The following is a 16,320-nucleotide window of genomic DNA, read 5'->3' on the forward strand; positions in this document are numbered from 1 at the left end:
GGTTAGGATGCGACAAAAGGTAGCATCCCTTAAAGGGTACCACTTAAAGCGAAGGGCAGAATTTATCTTTCAGTAACTTCATAAAAGCTTCGGTATCCGGATCTTTTATGGAGTAGTACACAGTTTGCGATTGTTTACGAATGCTGACCAATTGCTGTTGACGCAATACCGCAAGATGTTGTGAAAAAGCTGACGGGCTTAAGTCAAAAAACTGGTGAAGTTGACCCACACTTTGTTCACCTAAAGCCAATCGGCATAAAATTTGTAAACGGTGGGGGTTACCTAAAGAGCGCAGAAAGCTCGCCGCATTCTGCGCTTCTTCCTGAAGCATCTCTTGTGATTCAGCTGCACTCATGGTGTCTTTATCTTCCTGATTTTTCTAACTCACGTTCTGTTTTTAGTCCTAACGCTTTTTTCATAAAAATGCTTGCTGGACAAAAACCCGTGAAAGATTGTTGAAATAGATTGGCACCTACAAATACGGTAAGCCATACCCAGTTGGGATGAACCCAATAAGTCAAAGCTACCGACAACAATATCATAAAGCCGGCAAATGCGGTTATAGCTCTTTCGACACTCATTATAAAACTCCTTCATTTTAGTATTAAAACGCATACCGCATACGCAGATATGCGTTGTTGTTTTCGGTGAACTGACCAAAAAAGGTTTCTGGACGTTCGCGAAAAAACAGGTTGAACCCGCCGCTAAATGACCAATTATCGTCAATGCGGTAGTCAAAAGTCGGACGTAAATAGCCGTCGTTTTGATTGGGTGATACAAAAGCAAACAGCGACAGACTGAGGTCATCACGCTCGTCGCGCCAGGTTAAGCGGGTGGTGAACACAGTGCGTGTTTGTGTGTCGCCTTTTTCTACATAAGCTTGAAAGCCCCCGGTAAATCGGGTCCACAACTCTTGCTCGTAGCCAACCAGTGCGCGCCAGTGATCAGCTGCATTATGACGGTTATAATTTGCGGCTTCGGTATTCACCAGTCCTGGACCCAGGGGCATTCGAACGGACGCACCAACCACGGTTAAGCGGCCGAAGGTGGGCTGAAAGTTCTCAGTAACGGCCTCGGGGCTTTTAGTAAAGCCGTCGTAACCATAGACAGCGTATTCCACACCATCGTGATTACGAAACAAGCGTAAAGCGTACTCATCGCGGGTGGGCTCAACAAACTGAACAGACGGGTCGTCACCGGTTAACTGCCCGGAGAGCGGATTAAAATAGGAAATACGCTCTCCGCGAACGTAATTATCGTGATCAAACTCGGGCGACCAGACAAAATCGATATTAAACCAGTCGAAATAGCTGGTGACGCGCAGCGAGTCAGATGGTGCCTTTAAGTATTCCTGGTCACGCCCGACAAAGAAGGACTGCCAGTCTTTAGGGAACAGATCGTTGAGGAATAAGTAGTCGCCAGTGCCCCAGGTGAGTATCTGACGGCCAATTTTTATATCGGTGTTATCGAAAACCGTGAACTGAGCATTAAGTTCGCGAATTTGGCCGTGCCAGGTTTCATCAAAGCCGTCGTACCAGCCGTCGGCTTTTGCTGTCCAGGTAGTGTTCTGCCAGCGCTCATCAAACCCTAGCTGTAGTCGAGGCTCAGCAATAGACAGACGCTTGTGATAGGGGGAGGGTTCAAATCGTCCGCCTATTGCCGCCTCAACATAGCCGTAGACATCAATACCCTGGTCTTGTTCCGCTCCCCAGTCACTTTCCCATTCGTCATCATCCCAGGAGTCCTGTGCCGATGCGGCTTGAGCCAAAGTGAAAAGAACGGTAAACGTGAAAATTTTCCGATATGGCATAATTAGTCTCTCAGTTGTAACCATTCTGCAGGTGGATTACGCAAGCTACGCTCACTGAAAATGCTGTCCGGCAAACCAATGTTGTATTTCATAAAGCGGAACTGCATTTCGGTTTTACCGCCATTTTCAAGATCCGATATGCGCGAGTGAGTCACTGTTGGGTAGCCTTGAACTGTTTCGATTTTCAGTACTTCCATTTTGCGATAGGCTTCGCCGCTGTCGTTATAGAAAGTGCTTTCTACCGGCAGCATATGCTCTTTATCGATGACCACTTCGTAGTAGCTGAACTCGACGTTGTCAGGGTCTTTAGGCGTGCCTTTTAACACGTACTCTGCATCATCCTCCGACAGAATCTCATAACTGTCTAAAGAGGTATCGCGACCGGAAACATCTTCATAGAAGAAGTGTGAACCGACAAAAGAGGTACGCTTGTCGCCGGCCGATATGCGTTTAACCAAATCCAGATCGGGTAAATAAAGCCAGCGGTCATCGTCGTCGTTTACCTGTTTTACTACGCGAAAGACGGTGTCGCGCACGTCGGCAGGGCGAGAGAAGAACACCATCATGTCCTGAACTCCACCGTCTTCCTGGTCTTTGCGGAGAATGGTGAATTGGCGCATTTGTTCACGGCCCTGATTATCGGTGATGATCATCCGCGCGGCGCTGCGGCCGTCATCACCGGAGTAGTAGGCGTTTAACTCAGCCTGTTCGACAATCTCACGAGCGCTTTTCTCAGCACCAACAGTCTGGCAGCTAACGAATAAAACGGCGGCGGATAAAGCGGTTAAAAATAGGTTTTTCATGATTGACCTCCACGGAATATAAGGCGGCTAAATAGGGTCATCACCGCCGGGAGCATAATAAGTGTCACAATGGCGGATATCGCCATAATACTGGCTAAGAACACGCCAACCGTAATGTAGGGCACTAAAGGTGCGAACAGCAGTGGCGTAAAGCCAATAGCAATGACAATGGCATTGCGGGAAATGGCTCGAGCGGGCTCATCAAACATAACCACCAGAGTGTCTTTCCAGTTACCGGTTTGTTTGAAGGTAGCGCGTGTGCGTTCAATAAAGTGAATAGCAAAGTCCACCGATAGCCCAAGTGTAAGCGACGACAGCACGGCGATAGGCATGTCGTAGTCTTTACCGACCCAGCCAATAAGACCATAAATGAAGGCAATGGTCAGACTCAGAGGCAGCATAGCCAGTACCCCGAAGACCACCGAGCGGAACAGCAATACCATCATAATAAACACCACCACAAAGGCGCTGATTAAGCTGTCGAGCATGCCTTCCACCATGGCCTCCTGCCACACCACGTTCAGGTAAGCTTTACCGGCCCAGTCCATTTCAATGTTAGCAGGCAGCGGGTTGTCTTCAATGTAGCTGTCAACAGTGTCCACGACCTGGGTCACGTGCTGGTTGTCACCGCTGGTTAACTGCAACCACATTAAGCTGCGTTTGTAGTCCGGCGTAACAAAGTGCCAGAGGTCCTGCGGACGGTGCGATGACTGGTATTGCAACAGGGTTTGCGCAACACCGGCGGCATTGTCCGGCAGTTCGTAGTCTTTTTCTTCGCCCGAGCGTAATTCGCGGTTCACCGTCTTTACCACGTCGGGCAGACTGTTTGACTTGCCCACTAAACCGGTGGTTTGCAAATAGGCTTGCATCTCGCTCATGTAGGCCAGCAATTCCGGGCTTTGGAACGCTTTGCTGGCGCTATTCAGCTGTTCGAGCTCAGTCATTAAGCGCTCTAACGGCTCTAATTGGTCAGAACCGACGGTGAAGAGCAGATCATCAATTGCGATAATCCACTGGTTAAAGTTCACTTGCTGTTGCTCAAGCAGAGCGCTTAAAGCATCACGCGATTCTTCAGACAGCGCGTCGTTATTCAGGGCCTCACGAACCGCTGAGCGAGCTTTTTCGGTAGCGTCTAAGGTATTTTCAAATACTACATACGCGTTGTACGTCCCGGCAAAGTGGTCGTTTAATACTTCGTCAGCAATACGAACCTCGTGGCCAGGTTTAAACCAACGCACCGGGTTGTCGTTAATGTTAATTTGCTGAATACCGAACCACGCAAAAGCCAAAACTGCCAGAAAAAAGGCTATCCACAGCTTCGCATGACGAGCTGCAACAGCGCCGAGTTTTTGTAACCAGCCATCTTTGTGCTCCTCGTGAGTTACTTGAGCAAAACTGTCCAGAGTCGATGGTTTGAGTGCACACAAATAGGCCGGTACGAAAATAACGGTAATTAAGAAGGCCAAAAGAATTCCGGAGCCAACGAAAGCGCCGAACACCTGAACTGGAGGAATTGGCGTTAGCATAAGCGAGTAAAAGCCAATAGACGATGTTATTGACGTAAATAGCATGGGCGTAAACAAGTGCCCCAATACATTTTTTATGGTGTCCTTCGCATTACCTTTTTCTCGGTATCGGTCCGAAAATTCGGACATAATGTGAACCGAGTCGACCACGGCAATAGGCATTAGGAAAATGGCTATCATCGACGACATAATGTGTACGGTGAAACCCAGGGCAATTAATGCACCCATGATAATAAGCACAGTAGACATCGCCACTATCATTGCTGCACTTATGAAGCGCACATTGCGGAAGAAGAACCAAAGCAGAGCGAAAATAACCGCAGCTGCTAATGGAGCGGAAATGCCCATTTGCACAAACATTTCATTACCGAACTGGTCCTCAGCAACCGGCAGACCAGTAATATGCCAGTCATCGCCGCTGTCCAGCCTACTGATTTTGTCACGCAGCTGTTCCGCCAGAGCATAGCTCTCGTCTTTACTTTCAATGGGCACATAAACAGCGGCGGCCTTCCCATCGCCAGAAACAATGGTGTTATAAAGCAGTGGCAGGTCTTCCACTTGCTGCTGAATGTAGCGAGCTTCAGCGTAATTTTCTGGCGGCTGTTTCATCATCCATTCAAAACGAATGGTTCCGGGTTTTTCCTGAGTAATGTTATCGACATTCGCCAATGACATCAGGTCGTCACTGATAACGCCATCCAGAGACTCCGCATAATTCGATACGGTATGCAGATCGGTTAACGTTTTTTGGTTGTAGACGGTGTTCTCATTGACTACGCCAACGACAATCATGTCATGCATAGCGAAGGTTTCTTTCACTTCGTTATGAAAAACACGCTGCGGGTTATCGTCCGGAAGCATGTTCTCCGGATCGGTATCAATGGTAATAGACGGGATGAAGGCAGCAACAGCAATAGTGATCAGCGTCAACGTCCAAAAGACGCTTCTGCGATAACCTGTCGCTAGCTTCATAATAACATTAATCATATTATTTCTTAATAATCTAATTTAGAATAATTCGAAATATAGTCGATAATTTCTGATTTGTCATCTATCTTGATGAAAAAACAACAAGGTGATTTCTATGACCACACCACACATTTCGGCTAAAGCAGGCGATTTTGCTGAACTTTGCTTGTTTCCCGGCGACCCATTAAGGGCAAAACATATTGCTGAAACACACCTGGACAGTGCTGAACTCATAAGCGATACCCGAAATATGCTGGCATTTACCGGGCAGTTTCGCGGTACGCCCGTGTCGGTGATGGGCTCAGGTATGGGGATGCCTTCTTGTGCACTCTACGCACAAGAGTTGTTTCAGCATTTCGGTGTTGAGCGCTTAGTGCGGGTAGGGAGTTGCGGAGCCGTATCAGCAAACCTTAAGTTACGTGATCTGGTCGTTGCTCAGGGAGCTTGCACGGACTCGTCAATGAACCAAAAGCAGTTTGGTGGTTACGACTTTGCAGCAATTGCAGATTACAAACTCTTAAGTGAGTTCGTTGGCTATTGTCAGAAGAAAAACCAGCGCGTAGCCGTTGGTAATGTATTTTCTACTGACAGTTTCTACCATCCGGACAAAAACCTTGAATCGCGGCTGGAAGCTATGAATGTTCTGGCGTTAGATATGGAAGCAGCTGCTCTTTATGCGCTAGCGGCTATTCATAAGAAACAGGCTTTGGCTGTTATGACGGTGTCTGATGAAATAAAAACGGGCAATGGCTTGTCAGCTAATGAAAGACAAACCGCTTTTACTGAAATGACTGAAATGGCATTAGAAAGTTTGCTGTTTTATTGATCACGGTCAAGCAAAAGACACTTGTTAACCGCCAACCCTGTATTATGTGTGACTAATGCCGATGAATGAGCAGAATAAACCGTTTGTGGTTGTCGATTCTGCCTGTAGTGGAGTGGTTATGAAGTGGCTCGATTGGTTAACTCGCCCTGTCCAAAAGTTATTTAATTTACTGAGTTTTAGACGAAAATTTAGCTTGATTGGTTTCTTGTTGTTTATTCCGGTTATTGTGCTGAGTTCGTTGATGGTTAATGACTCACTGGAAAAAAGCCATCAGGTTGAACAAAAGCATGAAGCCGCTCAATACTGGCCTGAATTAAGAGGGCTTTTAGAGCATATCGCTATGCACCGGGGGATGACTGGGAGCGAGGCTCAAAAACGTGAGTTTTCCAGTGAAATAAACCGTTCAGTGCAAGCCATTAACCGCCATTTTAGTGCTCTGGATGATCTTCAAAGTAAACTAGGCGAAAGTTATTTGCTGCCCGAGTCATTATTGCTGGAGCTGCGCCGTAACTGGCAGGGTTTAAGCGGCTCAACGGACACATTTCATCAGCACACTGAGCTTTTGGAAAAGGTTCAAAATGCGTTGAAGCTGCTTGGCAAAAATTCCCAACAACTGCTGGAAAATGATTTACCAAGCCTGTTTTTAGCGCGTCTTTCGGTTGAGGAACTGCCGCAGTTAGTTGAGCAGGGAGGTCGCTTGAGGGGGTTGGGAGCTCAATGGTTAAACGGGAATGAAAGTTCCGGATTACAGCAGGATGTCACCATTTTAAGCTACGTGCTGGAAAATCAGGTTTCCGACTTTGTGGATGTTGTCGCGAGTTTATCTGAAGACGTTAACGACCAGGCGTTGTTGATGCAGGCTAAGGCAGCCGAGCAACAATTAAAATTATTCAGCGAAACCGCTTCGAGCAAATTAATGGAGCGAAATATGTCGGCCAGCGATTTTTTCCGTGAAGGAACCGCCGCGACAGGATCGTTATTCGCCTTCTACGATAGTGTCATTCCGGCTTATCATTCAAGGCTTGAGCAGCGCGTAAAGAAGTTAGACGCAATAATATGGACCAACGTTGCCTTGATTGTCGGGGTATTGTTACTACAGCTGTTGTTATTCACTAGCTTATATTTAGGAATTTACCGGGCGGTGTCTGCCAATATCAAAATGGCCAAACAGCTGGCAAATGGCGACCTAAATAGTTTGAGCTCGACAGAGGGTCATGACGAGCTGTCGAAAATAACTCACTATCTGAACTCGGTCGCTATTGAGACCAGTTACTCGGTCGATGCTATACGTAAGTCGAGCGACGGCATGGACAGGCTGGGTAACGGTAATTATCAGGCAATTAAAGAGCTGGCCGAACGGGCAAGAGCTCAGGCTTCGCAAATGCAAAGCGCAGCTGCGGCAGTCGAGCAAATGACGTCAGCGATTAGTGAAGTGTCAGAGTCAACTCAGAAGGCCGCGACAGAAGCTGATAATACCCTAGTTTCGGCCAAAAATGGGCAGGAAGTTGTTCATACCATGGTGGCAGCCATTCAGAGACTCGAGCAAGAAGTGTCTGAATCCCAGCGTGTTATAAAAACTTTATCTGAAGACAGTCAGTCTATCTCGAAAATATTACTGACCATTAATGACATTGCCGACCAGACCAATTTGCTGGCGCTGAATGCTGCTATTGAAGCCGCCAGAGCCGGTGAGTCGGGTCGGGGGTTTGCAGTTGTTGCTGATGAGGTGCGGCAACTGGCTAAACGTGTACAGGCCTCCACTGGTGAAATACAAGGTGTCATCGGCCGGCTGGAAACCAACACGAACAATGCAGTACAAACCATGGAGCGTAATAAAACTCTGGCGGGTGAAAATGTTGAGCAAGCGAACCGGGCGGCCAGTTCATTATCTGACATTGTTGAAAACGTTGGTGTCATTAACGATTTGAATATTCAGATAGCTTCGACAACGGAAGAGCAGTCTGCGGTAACCATAAACATTCAGGAAAACATTCATTCACTTTCTGAAAGTGCACGAATTGTCGATGAACGTTCGCAAGAGGCGTTAGAAAGCTCTGCCCAACTAACGACTTTAGGCGGCGAAATTAAGTCTCTGGGCGACCGCTATTACATTGAAAAAGACGTTATAGAGCGGCGTCTTTCAGAGCAAGACGTGCTTATTGAATGGTCACCGAAGCTGGATGTCGGCATTGAAGAAATTAACCGTCAGCATCAGCGCCTAATTTACATTGCTAATGAGCTGTATCGCCTGAAGCTGCGTGATGGTGATCAGCATGCGCTGCAGCGTCTGGTGGACTCGTTAATTAATTACACGGCAACGCACTTTAACTACGAAGAGTTGTTAATGGAGCGCAACGGCTATCCGGACTTAGAAAACCATAAGCTTAAACACCGAGAGTTGGTGCAGGATGTCATGCGTTTCAAACATCGGGTAGATAATCACGAAGACGTGATTGATGAGCTGCTGGAGTTCGTGAAAGCCTGGCTTATGAATCATATTATGAAAAGCGATATGGCTTATAAAGGACATCTGAACAGCAAAGGTATTCACTAAGGAATTTCAAGCCCCGGGCAATACCGGGGCTGATTTGCTTTTCCGGCGAGAGTGCTAAGCCTCGCTACTAAAACGCAGGAATGTCGGTCTGTGAACGACCCAGAATTAACGCATGAATATCGTGTGTACCTTCGTAGGTATTCACCGCTTCTAAATTCATCACATGGCGAATCACGTGGTATTCATCGGCAATACCGTTACCACCGTGCATGTCACGAGCCTGGCGGGCAATATCCAGCGCCTTACCACAGCTGTTACGCTTAATCAGCGATATCGCAGTGGGGCTTAATGTGCCTTTATCAAGCTCGCGTCCGGCTTGCAGGCAGCCTAATAACCCCAGGCTGATTTCGGTCTGCATGTCGGCCAGTTTTTTCTGTATTAACTGGTTTGCTGCCAGCGGGCGACCAAACTGGCTGCGCTCCAGCGTATATTGTCGTGCTGCGTGCCAGCAGAATTCAGCTGCACCGAGCGAGCCCCAGGCAATACCATAACGGGCCTTGTTAAGGCAGCTAAAGGGGCCTTTTAAACCTTTAACGTCCGGGAAAATGTGATCTTCGGACACTTCAACGCCATCCATAACAATTTCGCCGGTGATAGAAGCACGTAATGAGAATTTACCGTCAATTTTAGGTGCGCTCAGGCCTTTCATGCCTTTTTCCAACACGAAACCGCGAATCTCACCGTCGAGTTTTGCCCAGACCACGAATACATCCGCAATAGGCGAGTTTGTGATCCACATTTTAGAACCGGAAAGAACATAACCGTTGTCGGTGCGCTTGGCGGTGGTACGCATACTGGCCGGGTCAGAGCCAGAGTCGGGTTCGGTCAGGCCAAAGCAACCAACCCATTCACCGCTGGCTAATTTAGGTAAGTATTTTTTACGCTGAGTTTCAGTACCAAAGGTGTAGATAGGGTGCATAACCAAAGAGGATTGCACACTCATGGCACTGCGGTAGCCGCTGTCGACACGCTCAATTTCTCGTGCAATAAGGCCATAGCTAACGTGGTTAACACTGCTGCCGCCGTATTCTTCCGGTAAGGTTGCGCCTAACAAGCCCATCTCACCCAACTCGCTCATAATTTGGCGATCAAAGTTTTCGTTGCGGTTCGCCTCAAGCACGCGTGGCATGAGCTTTTCCTGAGCGTACTGATGGGCGCTCTCCTGAATCATTTTTTCTTCATCTGACAAGGTGTTTTGCCAGTTGAGCGGATCGGACCAATTAAAACCGGCGGATGACATCTGACCTCCTGAAAAAAGTACTAAGCGACTCGACGCTCCAGAGCCGTAAAGTCATTAATAGTGAGAATAGACTGCTCGGTGTTAATCAGCTGTTGCTCTTTCAGTGCGGTAAAAATACGGCTGACAGTTTCCACGGCCAGGCCCAGGTAATTGGCAATATCTGTACGCGTCATTGGCAGTCGGTACTCACTACGGGAAAGCCCATGTTGATGCATATGCGTGCTTATTGAAAGTAAAAAAGCCACAACTTTCTGCTCCGCACTGGTATTCACAATGTTTAAGTAGTGTTTGCTGCAATTTGCTAAACGTCGGCTCATAAGCTGCAGAAGGTTACTTTCAACTTTAGGAAGCTCTTGTGCAAATAGTTTGCTCAGTCTTATTTCACACAGCATAGAGGTTTCCATGGTCTCGCAATATGTGGCTGCTGAACCGCTGGCTAAGCTCTCAAGACCGACAATATCACCAACCATATGGAAGCTGGTAATTTGTTGTTTACCATTGCTATCAATGGTGTAGCACTTTACCGAGCCGCTTTTTATTGCGAAAACTGAATTGAGCTTTTGTCCTTCACTAAAAACAACACTACGCTTGTTAAAAAGATGCGGTTCGCGGCTGCATTTATCAAGAATTTCGACATCGGTTGGTACTAAACCGGCGGGTACGCAAATTGATTGCATGCTGCATTGGCTACATTGAATTGGGGTACGCATAATCATCTCATCCGCTGAATTATTGATCTGGTTCACTATACAAAACCCTCCAGCAAATTTATCTACCTCTAAAGAGAGATGAGAGTTACCCCTTATCTTGTAGAATATCGACAGCCTCTACCGGACATACCGCGTAGCAGTTTGGTGTATCGTAATAACCTTCACACTCTACGCACTTGCTCTGGTCTATCTCGTAAATGCTGTCGCCCATAGAAATAGCTTCGGTTGGGCATTCGGGTTCGCAAACATCACAGTTAATACAGCCATCGTTAATGATAATCATGCTACTTTCCTCACGGTTGCTTCTTTTATCAGAAAACAAAAAGGAACATCGTTTTTCTCTATGCTGACCGGCGTCTGCAGTTTCACTTGATAACCGGAACCGGGGGCGCGGATCATGGCCTCGTCTTTAAGTGACTCCATGTGTGTCAATTGAAACGGATAGTTGCCTTTGGGTGTCATCAGCAGCAGTTCATCTCCAATAGAAAAGCCATTTTTCACCTCAACTTCATACACGCTAGTGTCTGCAGTTGCTGCTGCCAGTTGCCCGACCAGAATATGCTCGCCTTCGCTGTGCGAACGTTCATAATTCTGTAAGTCTTGTGGCGTATGGCGTTGCAAAAAGCCTGCGGTGAAGCCCCGGTTTGCCATACCTTCCAGCTCACTAAGCAGTTCGTTATTAAAAGGCTTACCGGCCACGGCGTCGTCAATTGCGCGCCGATAAACCTGAGCGGTTCTGGCAATGTAATAGTCTGACTTGGTGCGACCTTCAATTTTTAAGGAATGCACACCCATTTCAACTAAGTCCTTTACGTATTCAACCGCGCGTAAATCCTTCGAGTTCATGATGTAGGAGCCGTGTATGTCTTCATCCAGCAACATCAAGTCCTGCGGACGCTTCGGGTCGCCGAGAAGTACCGGCTCATATTGACCCACAGCGTTTTCCTTTGCTTGGTGCACTTCATAACCCCAGCGACAGGCATTGGTGCAGGCACCCTGATTGGGGTCGCGCTTGTTCATATACCCAGAAAGCAGGCAGCGCCCGGAGTAGGCCATGCACAGTGCGCCGTGTACAAATACTTCAACTTCTATGTCCGGTACCTGCTTGCGCATTTCAGCAATTTCTTTGAGCCCCAGCTCGCGAGACAAAATTACCCGCTCAATGCCTTGTTGTTGCCAGAACTGAAGTGCCGCCCAGTTGACCGTGTTGGCTTGCACAGATAAGTGCAGAGGTTGCTCGGGAAAATATTGTTGCAGCAACATAACCACGCCGGGATCGGACACAATTAAGGCATCGGGCTTCATGTCGACAATGGTACAAATGTGCTCAACAAACCGGGCCAGTTTGGCATTGTGTGGCGCAATATTGACCACAACGTAAAAACGTTTTCCTTGCTGGTGAGCTTCGTTAATGCAATCGCCTAAATTCTCCAGGGTAAAGCTGTTATTGCGTACGCGCAGGCTATAGCGAGGTTCGCCGGCGTAGACGGCATCTGCACCGTAAGCAAACGCCATGCGCATAGCTTCGGGGCTGCCGGCAGGACAAAGTAACTCAGGACGGAAATTTGCGGCTGACATAAAACACCTGTATCACCAAACTAATGACGAAGAATAACAGAGTCAGGAAATTGGCAGGTTGACGCAAATCAAGGAGAGATAGCGAGGGTACATGTTGGCAAAGTACCCTCCCAGTCATGGACCGTTATTATCAGTCCTTATTGAGGCGTTTTATTACCCTGAAGGTTGACCATCCATACGGCGGCCTCAACCCGCGAGCGTAGTCCCAGTTTTTTCAATAAGTGCTTTACGTGCACTTTAACCGTGCCATCTGAAATATCCAGTTCGCGGGCAATGACTTTATTACTCATCCCTTTAGCAATTAAGCTTAAAATTTCGTGCTCGCGATTGGTTAAGTTACTTAACTGCGAAGTGGTGGACTGCGTTGGTTGGCGCAGGGCGGTCGCCAGTATTTCGGTAATAGCTTCGCTTAAAACCATTTTGCCGGTAACAGCGCGGTGAATCTGTTCCAGTAGCAGCTCTGGTTCCATGTCTTTTAGTAGATAACCGTCAGCACCATTAGTTATTGCCGCAACCACATCATCATCAGCATCACTCACTGTTAACATGATAATCCGCGAGGTGACTCCTGAATCGCGGAGTCTTTTCAGAGTCTCTATGCCATCCATACCCTGCATGTTCAAATCCAGAACAATTAAGTCAGGGTCGTGCTCAGCCGCTAATAGCAAGGCGTCCGGGCCATTACTGGCTTCTGCAATAACGGTCATATCATCTTCCATTGCAATCAACTGCTTTAGTCCTTTGCGCAGTAGCGGATGATCATCCACTAGCATAATGCTGGCCGCATCGGTTGTCATAGTATTCTCCCTTGTAAATTGAACCCGGTTAGTTTGACATAGCTTGTGTACAAATTCACCGCGGACAAGCACTACTTACACTTCTGAATAAAACTCTCCCCCTAAAGAGGTAGCTGCTTACCCAATAATAAACCCAAAACTAACTCTTGATGTGAGTTGTATCCAAACCCTCATAGTTGCACAGTCTTTACTCTGTGAATATGACAACAAATTGCAATGTTATGGGCAAAGCTTCGCAAGCGAATACAATGAGCGATATTCGCGATTACCTCGGTTCTCGCGCGCTTTCCCGTGGGTTAACACTGAGTGTGTTATTACTGGGTGTCACCTTTTGGGCAAGCTGGAGCGTTATTGTTGTATTGCTGGCCAAATCAAATCTCCATTTAAGCCCGGTTCAGTTGTTGTCATTAGTTGCTATTGCAGGCGCAAGCGGGGCTGTGTCCAAGCTGTTAGGAACGCTGCTGGCAAACGTCTTCGGACGGTGGATGCCTACAGTTATCGCTACTCTTATGCTGCTAATGAGTATTATCAGCTTTGTTCAATTTTCAGCTATGCAGCTGAGCTATCCGGTATTGGTTGCTTTAGCTGCCGGCTCAGGCGTTGGCTGCATGATGTTTGCGCCCGCATTCGACTTAACTCGTCAGTCAAAGATCATGCTCCCCTTGCCGTTGTCCATGAGCCTGGTTATTGGCATGACGATATTCTCTCTGTTTTTAGCTCAGTTGGCTGTTCCTCTGCTGGCCACCTGGCCGCTGTTTTCGGTAGATTGCGCTCTTATACTTGAACGCAGTAGTGGTCACTTTTTTTCTCGCATTGAGGCAGGCCAGGTTATTCGGTTAAACAATTTCAGTTTTGTCTGGGCGATTCTTTTTGGCCTGACAGCCACTTTGAGCGCAGCCGCTGCTTTATTGTCAAACCACAAACAGTCATTACCCAAAGTCACCTTGAGAAAGCTGCTGACTCAAAATGGGCATGTCTGGTATTGCAGCATTTTGTACAACATGACGTTTGGCAGTTTTATCGGTTTTACTATGGCATTACCGCTGATGCTGGAATTTGTGTTCGGTTACAGCACCTTAATTCTGGTGTGGATGGGGCCTTTTGTTGCTTTGTTAGCCAGGCCTTTTGGACGTTGGCTGGCAACTATTTTTGGTGGCGCCCTGATAACGCAAATGAGTTTGCTATTGATGATGATATTTGGGGCTTTGGCTGGCCGCTATATGTACCTTGCTCAACATGGTGCCGCTGAACTCTACTTTGAGCCATTCTTCATCAGCATGCTAGGGCTGATTTTTACCAGTGCTTTAGGGAACGGCTCGGTCGTTGTCAGTATGACGAAAGTCTTTCCCAGAACTTATACTCACAGAGTGTTAATTTGGGCTGGCACTATCGCCATGCTGGGTGCGGTTTATTTGCCCTTGCGCTTCGCCTGGGCTTTGCAGTCGCAAAGTATGGATACCGTTTATATCGATTTCATTGTCTTTTATGTTATCGGATTCTTGTTAAATGGCTTTGTCTATTTGCGTCGTCATGGCCAGTTTTATAACCCTTAAGGGCGGGTTGGGTATTTTTCTATTGCAGCAAGTAGTCCGGTGTAAAGGTAAAGCAAACTTCTGTACCACCGCTTTCCAGTCTTGAAATTGTTATTTCACCACCAAGGTTACGGCTGCGTTCCTGCATAATCGCTAACCCGTAATGATTAACCTTCTCCGCGTTTTCAGGCAAACCGATGCCATCGTCAGTGATCCTAAGTGCCACGTCCTGCCCACTGGGTTGCGACAGGCTAATGTGCACTTCCCTTCCCTGGCTATGATTTACCGCGTTCTGACTGGCTTCACGAATAATTTGCAGTAAATGGATCTCTTCATGAGGCACTAGAGGAATATTATTAAGGCGGTAATCCAGGTGAACAACCATATGACTTTGTTCGGTTAACTGCTTAACCGTCGTCTGCAATGCACTGTAAAGTCCTGAGCCATCAACTTTTAAGCGGAAAGTCGTGAGCAATTCCCGCAGCTGCCGGTAGGCTGAGTTTAGGCCCTCTCTCAGCTCGTTACTGACATCATCTATAGTGGCGCGATCGTTCTTCTCAATGCCTTTGTGTAGTCTCGTAACCTGAATTTTTAAGTAGGACAAAGCCTGCGCCAGTGAGTCGTGCAGCTCGCGGGCTATAACGGTACGCTCGTGCATTAGTGCCAGCCGGCGCACTTGCTCTTCTTCCGATTTCAGACTTTGCGATAAGGCAAGCTGGTCCGCTGTTGAACTCATCAATTGCTGTTGCCAGGTTGCCAGAGGCTGTTCTTGCTCGCAGCGAACAATGAGTACACCGTAGTTTTGATCTTCCCGTTTTAGCACAAAGCGGTACACCAGCTTGTCATCTATTACCGAAGCTCCTGGGCCAGCTTTAAGACAGCTGGCGCAGTTACCAGCTTCACAGGGGTCGTGTGAACTGGGGCGCGGTTGCAGTTGCAAAAATGGGCGATTGCCTTCTTCTGTTAACAGACACAACTCAATGTCATCTACTTCGCCAATTTCGTACAGCTTTTCGATGACTTGCTGGTAATTATTGTAGTCATAACTGTGAACGATAATGGAGCGGGCGGTATCGTACAGAAAAGATAACACCTTGTTTTTGCGGGACAGTTCCTGAGTTTGTTGCTCTACCCGGCGCTCAAGGCCGCCATAAAAGTAGCTGACTGTCTCCGACATTTTGTTCATGGTGCGGGACAACTGGCCTATTTCATCTTCGTTATCAATTTTTGACTTAGCGGTAAAGTCGCCCTGACCCAAACGCTTGGAAACTGCCAGCAGATGTCGAAGCGGTTGGTTGATCTTTCGTTTTAGCACGGTAAGTAAAAAGAAAAATATGGCAACGATAAAGAATGAGGCTAAAGCCAGTGAGCTACGAACCGTCTCCATTCGTCTTTCTGAATGCTCCTGCAGCTGGCCGACCAAAGTGTCGAGTTGATTCACATAGTTGTCTATAGCGTTACTTTGCTGCTCTGAAAAGCGAGCAAAATCTTGTTCTGCTATTTCCGAGTGCACCCGCCGCCATTCGGTTTTAGCGCCGTTGGCTAACTGCTGAATACTCCCGCCGGCTTTTACGAAGTGACGATGAAGAAGAGGCTGTTCCCAGAGTGTTTCTATTTCTTGTGCCGTTTTGCTGGCCTTAATATTCTTACCGGCGGATAGCAGTAATGCGAACTTGTAGGCTTTCATCCGGTGTGAGCCCGCAACGTTAATTAACTCCGCGTCCTGCTCTGATTTTTCCAAAAGCCAGAATGCAGATAGAGAAGAGGCGCTGGCAATAATCACGATAAGCGCAAGCGATACTCTGAAGACATTAATTATAGAAGCGTTGCGTATCATTCCGGGCGACGTCCTGAGTGAAAGTTCCGGCACATGATATAGCATTTCGAAAGAGGGGAACAAATAAGTGCGAATTAATCCATCACTTTATTGCGAGGGTGCTAGGGGGGCGGCTCATACATCTTCAAGTAAACTCCT

The 16,320-nt window shown here is 47.5% G+C and carries 14 protein-coding genes; 3 read left to right on the forward strand and 11 right to left on the reverse strand.

Annotated features, from left to right (window positions below; translation table 11 throughout):
* Positions 1-43 precede the first annotated feature (43 nt).
* The 5 genes from Q5L94_RS08995 to Q5L94_RS09015 are packed head-to-tail and all read right to left on the reverse strand — an operon-like array spanning position 44 to position 5,126.
* A complete protein-coding gene (locus tag Q5L94_RS08995) occupies positions 44-355 on the reverse strand; it encodes a metalloregulator ArsR/SmtB family transcription factor (RefSeq protein WP_317498106.1) in 312 nt (103 codons plus the stop codon).
* A 7-nt stretch (positions 356-362) separates the two neighbouring features.
* Positions 363-581: a DUF2892 domain-containing protein gene (locus tag Q5L94_RS09000; RefSeq protein WP_317498107.1), complete on the reverse strand. Its 219-nt coding sequence runs from the start codon at positions 579-581 to the stop codon at positions 363-365.
* 23 nt (positions 582-604) lie between these two features.
* Entirely contained in the window at positions 605-1,810 is a 1,206-nt protein-coding gene (locus tag Q5L94_RS09005) for a hypothetical protein (protein ID WP_317498108.1), read from the reverse strand.
* A 2-nt stretch (positions 1,811-1,812) separates the two neighbouring features.
* Complete coding sequence (locus tag Q5L94_RS09010) at positions 1,813-2,613, reverse strand: outer membrane lipoprotein-sorting protein (RefSeq protein ID WP_317498109.1); 801 nt, start codon at positions 2,611-2,613, stop codon at positions 1,813-1,815.
* Positions 2,610-5,126 carry an efflux RND transporter permease subunit gene (locus Q5L94_RS09015; RefSeq protein ID WP_317498110.1) on the reverse strand — a complete coding sequence of 839 codons (2,517 nt, stop codon included), beginning with the start codon at positions 5,124-5,126 and terminating at the stop codon, positions 2,610-2,612. Before Q5L94_RS09015 ends, Q5L94_RS09010 begins: the two co-directional genes overlap by 4 nt.
* A 97-nt stretch (positions 5,127-5,223) precedes the next feature.
* Here Q5L94_RS09015 and deoD point away from each other — a divergent pair, with 97 nt between their 5' ends.
* Positions 5,224-5,934, forward strand: coding sequence for a purine-nucleoside phosphorylase (deoD, locus tag Q5L94_RS09020; protein ID WP_317498111.1), 711 nt, complete (start codon positions 5,224-5,226; stop codon positions 5,932-5,934).
* A gap of 118 nt (positions 5,935-6,052) precedes the next feature.
* On the forward strand, positions 6,053-8,488 hold the full coding sequence (locus Q5L94_RS09025; protein WP_317498112.1) for a bacteriohemerythrin: 2,436 nt from the start codon (positions 6,053-6,055) through the stop codon (positions 8,486-8,488).
* 67 nt (positions 8,489-8,555) lie between these two features.
* Here Q5L94_RS09025 and Q5L94_RS09030 read toward each other — a convergent pair whose 3' ends face one another.
* The 5 genes from Q5L94_RS09030 to narL form a co-directional block, all read right to left on the reverse strand.
* Positions 8,556-9,728 carry an acyl-CoA dehydrogenase gene (locus Q5L94_RS09030; RefSeq protein WP_317498113.1) on the reverse strand — a complete coding sequence of 391 codons (1,173 nt, stop codon included), beginning with the start codon at positions 9,726-9,728 and terminating at the stop codon, positions 8,556-8,558.
* A 20-nt stretch (positions 9,729-9,748) separates the two neighbouring features.
* Complete coding sequence (locus Q5L94_RS09035; RefSeq protein WP_317498114.1) at positions 9,749-10,438, reverse strand: helix-turn-helix domain-containing protein; 690 nt, start codon at positions 10,436-10,438, stop codon at positions 9,749-9,751.
* An 85-nt stretch (positions 10,439-10,523) separates the two neighbouring features.
* Positions 10,524-10,721: a YfhL family 4Fe-4S dicluster ferredoxin gene (locus tag Q5L94_RS09040; protein WP_317498115.1), complete on the reverse strand. Its 198-nt coding sequence runs from the start codon at positions 10,719-10,721 to the stop codon at positions 10,524-10,526.
* Positions 10,718-12,016 (reverse strand): tRNA 5-hydroxyuridine modification protein YegQ, encoded by a 1,299-nt coding sequence (yegQ, locus tag Q5L94_RS09045; RefSeq protein ID WP_317498116.1) that lies wholly within the window; start codon positions 12,014-12,016, stop codon positions 10,718-10,720. Before yegQ ends, Q5L94_RS09040 begins: the two co-directional genes overlap by 4 nt.
* Before the next feature lie 137 nt (positions 12,017-12,153).
* Positions 12,154-12,813: a two-component system response regulator NarL gene (narL, locus tag Q5L94_RS09050; RefSeq protein WP_317498117.1), complete on the reverse strand. Its 660-nt coding sequence runs from the start codon at positions 12,811-12,813 to the stop codon at positions 12,154-12,156.
* Between the two features lie 248 nt (positions 12,814-13,061).
* On the opposite strand from narL, the gene Q5L94_RS09055 reads away from it, so the two are divergent.
* On the forward strand, positions 13,062-14,366 hold the full coding sequence (locus tag Q5L94_RS09055; RefSeq protein ID WP_317498118.1) for a nitrate/nitrite transporter: 1,305 nt from the start codon (positions 13,062-13,064) through the stop codon (positions 14,364-14,366).
* 19 nt (positions 14,367-14,385) lie between these two features.
* On the opposite strand, the gene Q5L94_RS09060 is transcribed toward Q5L94_RS09055, so the two are convergent.
* Positions 14,386-16,182 (reverse strand): ATP-binding protein, encoded by a 1,797-nt coding sequence (locus tag Q5L94_RS09060; RefSeq protein WP_317498119.1) that lies wholly within the window; start codon positions 16,180-16,182, stop codon positions 14,386-14,388.
* Positions 16,183-16,320: the final 138 nt, after the last annotated feature.

The sequence above is a fragment of the Idiomarina sp. Sol25 genome (genome assembly GCF_033052775.1).
Lineage (GTDB): Bacteria > Pseudomonadota > Gammaproteobacteria > Enterobacterales > Alteromonadaceae > Idiomarina.

What these genes read in the sequence shown, in the direction of transcription:
- Q5L94_RS08995 (WP_317498106.1), bottom strand. Translation starts at nt 355, where the DNA reads ATGAGTGCAGCTGAATCACAAGAGATGCTTCAGGAAGAAGCGCAGAAT.
- Q5L94_RS09000 (WP_317498107.1), bottom strand. Translation starts at nt 581, where the DNA reads ATGAGTGTCGAAAGAGCTATAACCGCATTTGCCGGCTTTATGATATTG.
- Q5L94_RS09005 (WP_317498108.1), bottom strand. Translation starts at nt 1,810, where the DNA reads ATGCCATATCGGAAAATTTTCACGTTTACCGTTCTTTTCACTTTGGCT.
- Q5L94_RS09010 (WP_317498109.1), bottom strand. Translation starts at nt 2,613, where the DNA reads ATGAAAAACCTATTTTTAACCGCTTTATCCGCCGCCGTTTTATTCGTT.
- Q5L94_RS09015 (WP_317498110.1), bottom strand. Translation starts at nt 5,126, where the DNA reads ATGATTAATGTTATTATGAAGCTAGCGACAGGTTATCGCAGAAGCGTC.
- deoD (WP_317498111.1), top strand. Translation starts at nt 5,224, where the DNA reads ATGACCACACCACACATTTCGGCTAAAGCAGGCGATTTTGCTGAACTT.
- Q5L94_RS09025 (WP_317498112.1), top strand. Translation starts at nt 6,053, where the DNA reads ATGAAGTGGCTCGATTGGTTAACTCGCCCTGTCCAAAAGTTATTTAAT.
- Q5L94_RS09030 (WP_317498113.1), bottom strand. Translation starts at nt 9,728, where the DNA reads ATGTCATCCGCCGGTTTTAATTGGTCCGATCCGCTCAACTGGCAAAAC.
- Q5L94_RS09035 (WP_317498114.1), bottom strand. Translation starts at nt 10,438, where the DNA reads ATGCGTACCCCAATTCAATGTAGCCAATGCAGCATGCAATCAATTTGC.
- Q5L94_RS09040 (WP_317498115.1), bottom strand. Translation starts at nt 10,721, where the DNA reads ATGATTATCATTAACGATGGCTGTATTAACTGTGATGTTTGCGAACCC.
- yegQ (WP_317498116.1), bottom strand. Translation starts at nt 12,016, where the DNA reads ATGTCAGCCGCAAATTTCCGTCCTGAGTTACTTTGTCCTGCCGGCAGC.
- narL (WP_317498117.1), bottom strand. Translation starts at nt 12,813, where the DNA reads ATGACAACCGATGCGGCCAGCATTATGCTAGTGGATGATCATCCGCTA.
- Q5L94_RS09055 (WP_317498118.1), top strand. Translation starts at nt 13,062, where the DNA reads ATGAGCGATATTCGCGATTACCTCGGTTCTCGCGCGCTTTCCCGTGGG.
- Q5L94_RS09060 (WP_317498119.1), bottom strand. Translation starts at nt 16,182, where the DNA reads ATGATACGCAACGCTTCTATAATTAATGTCTTCAGAGTATCGCTTGCG.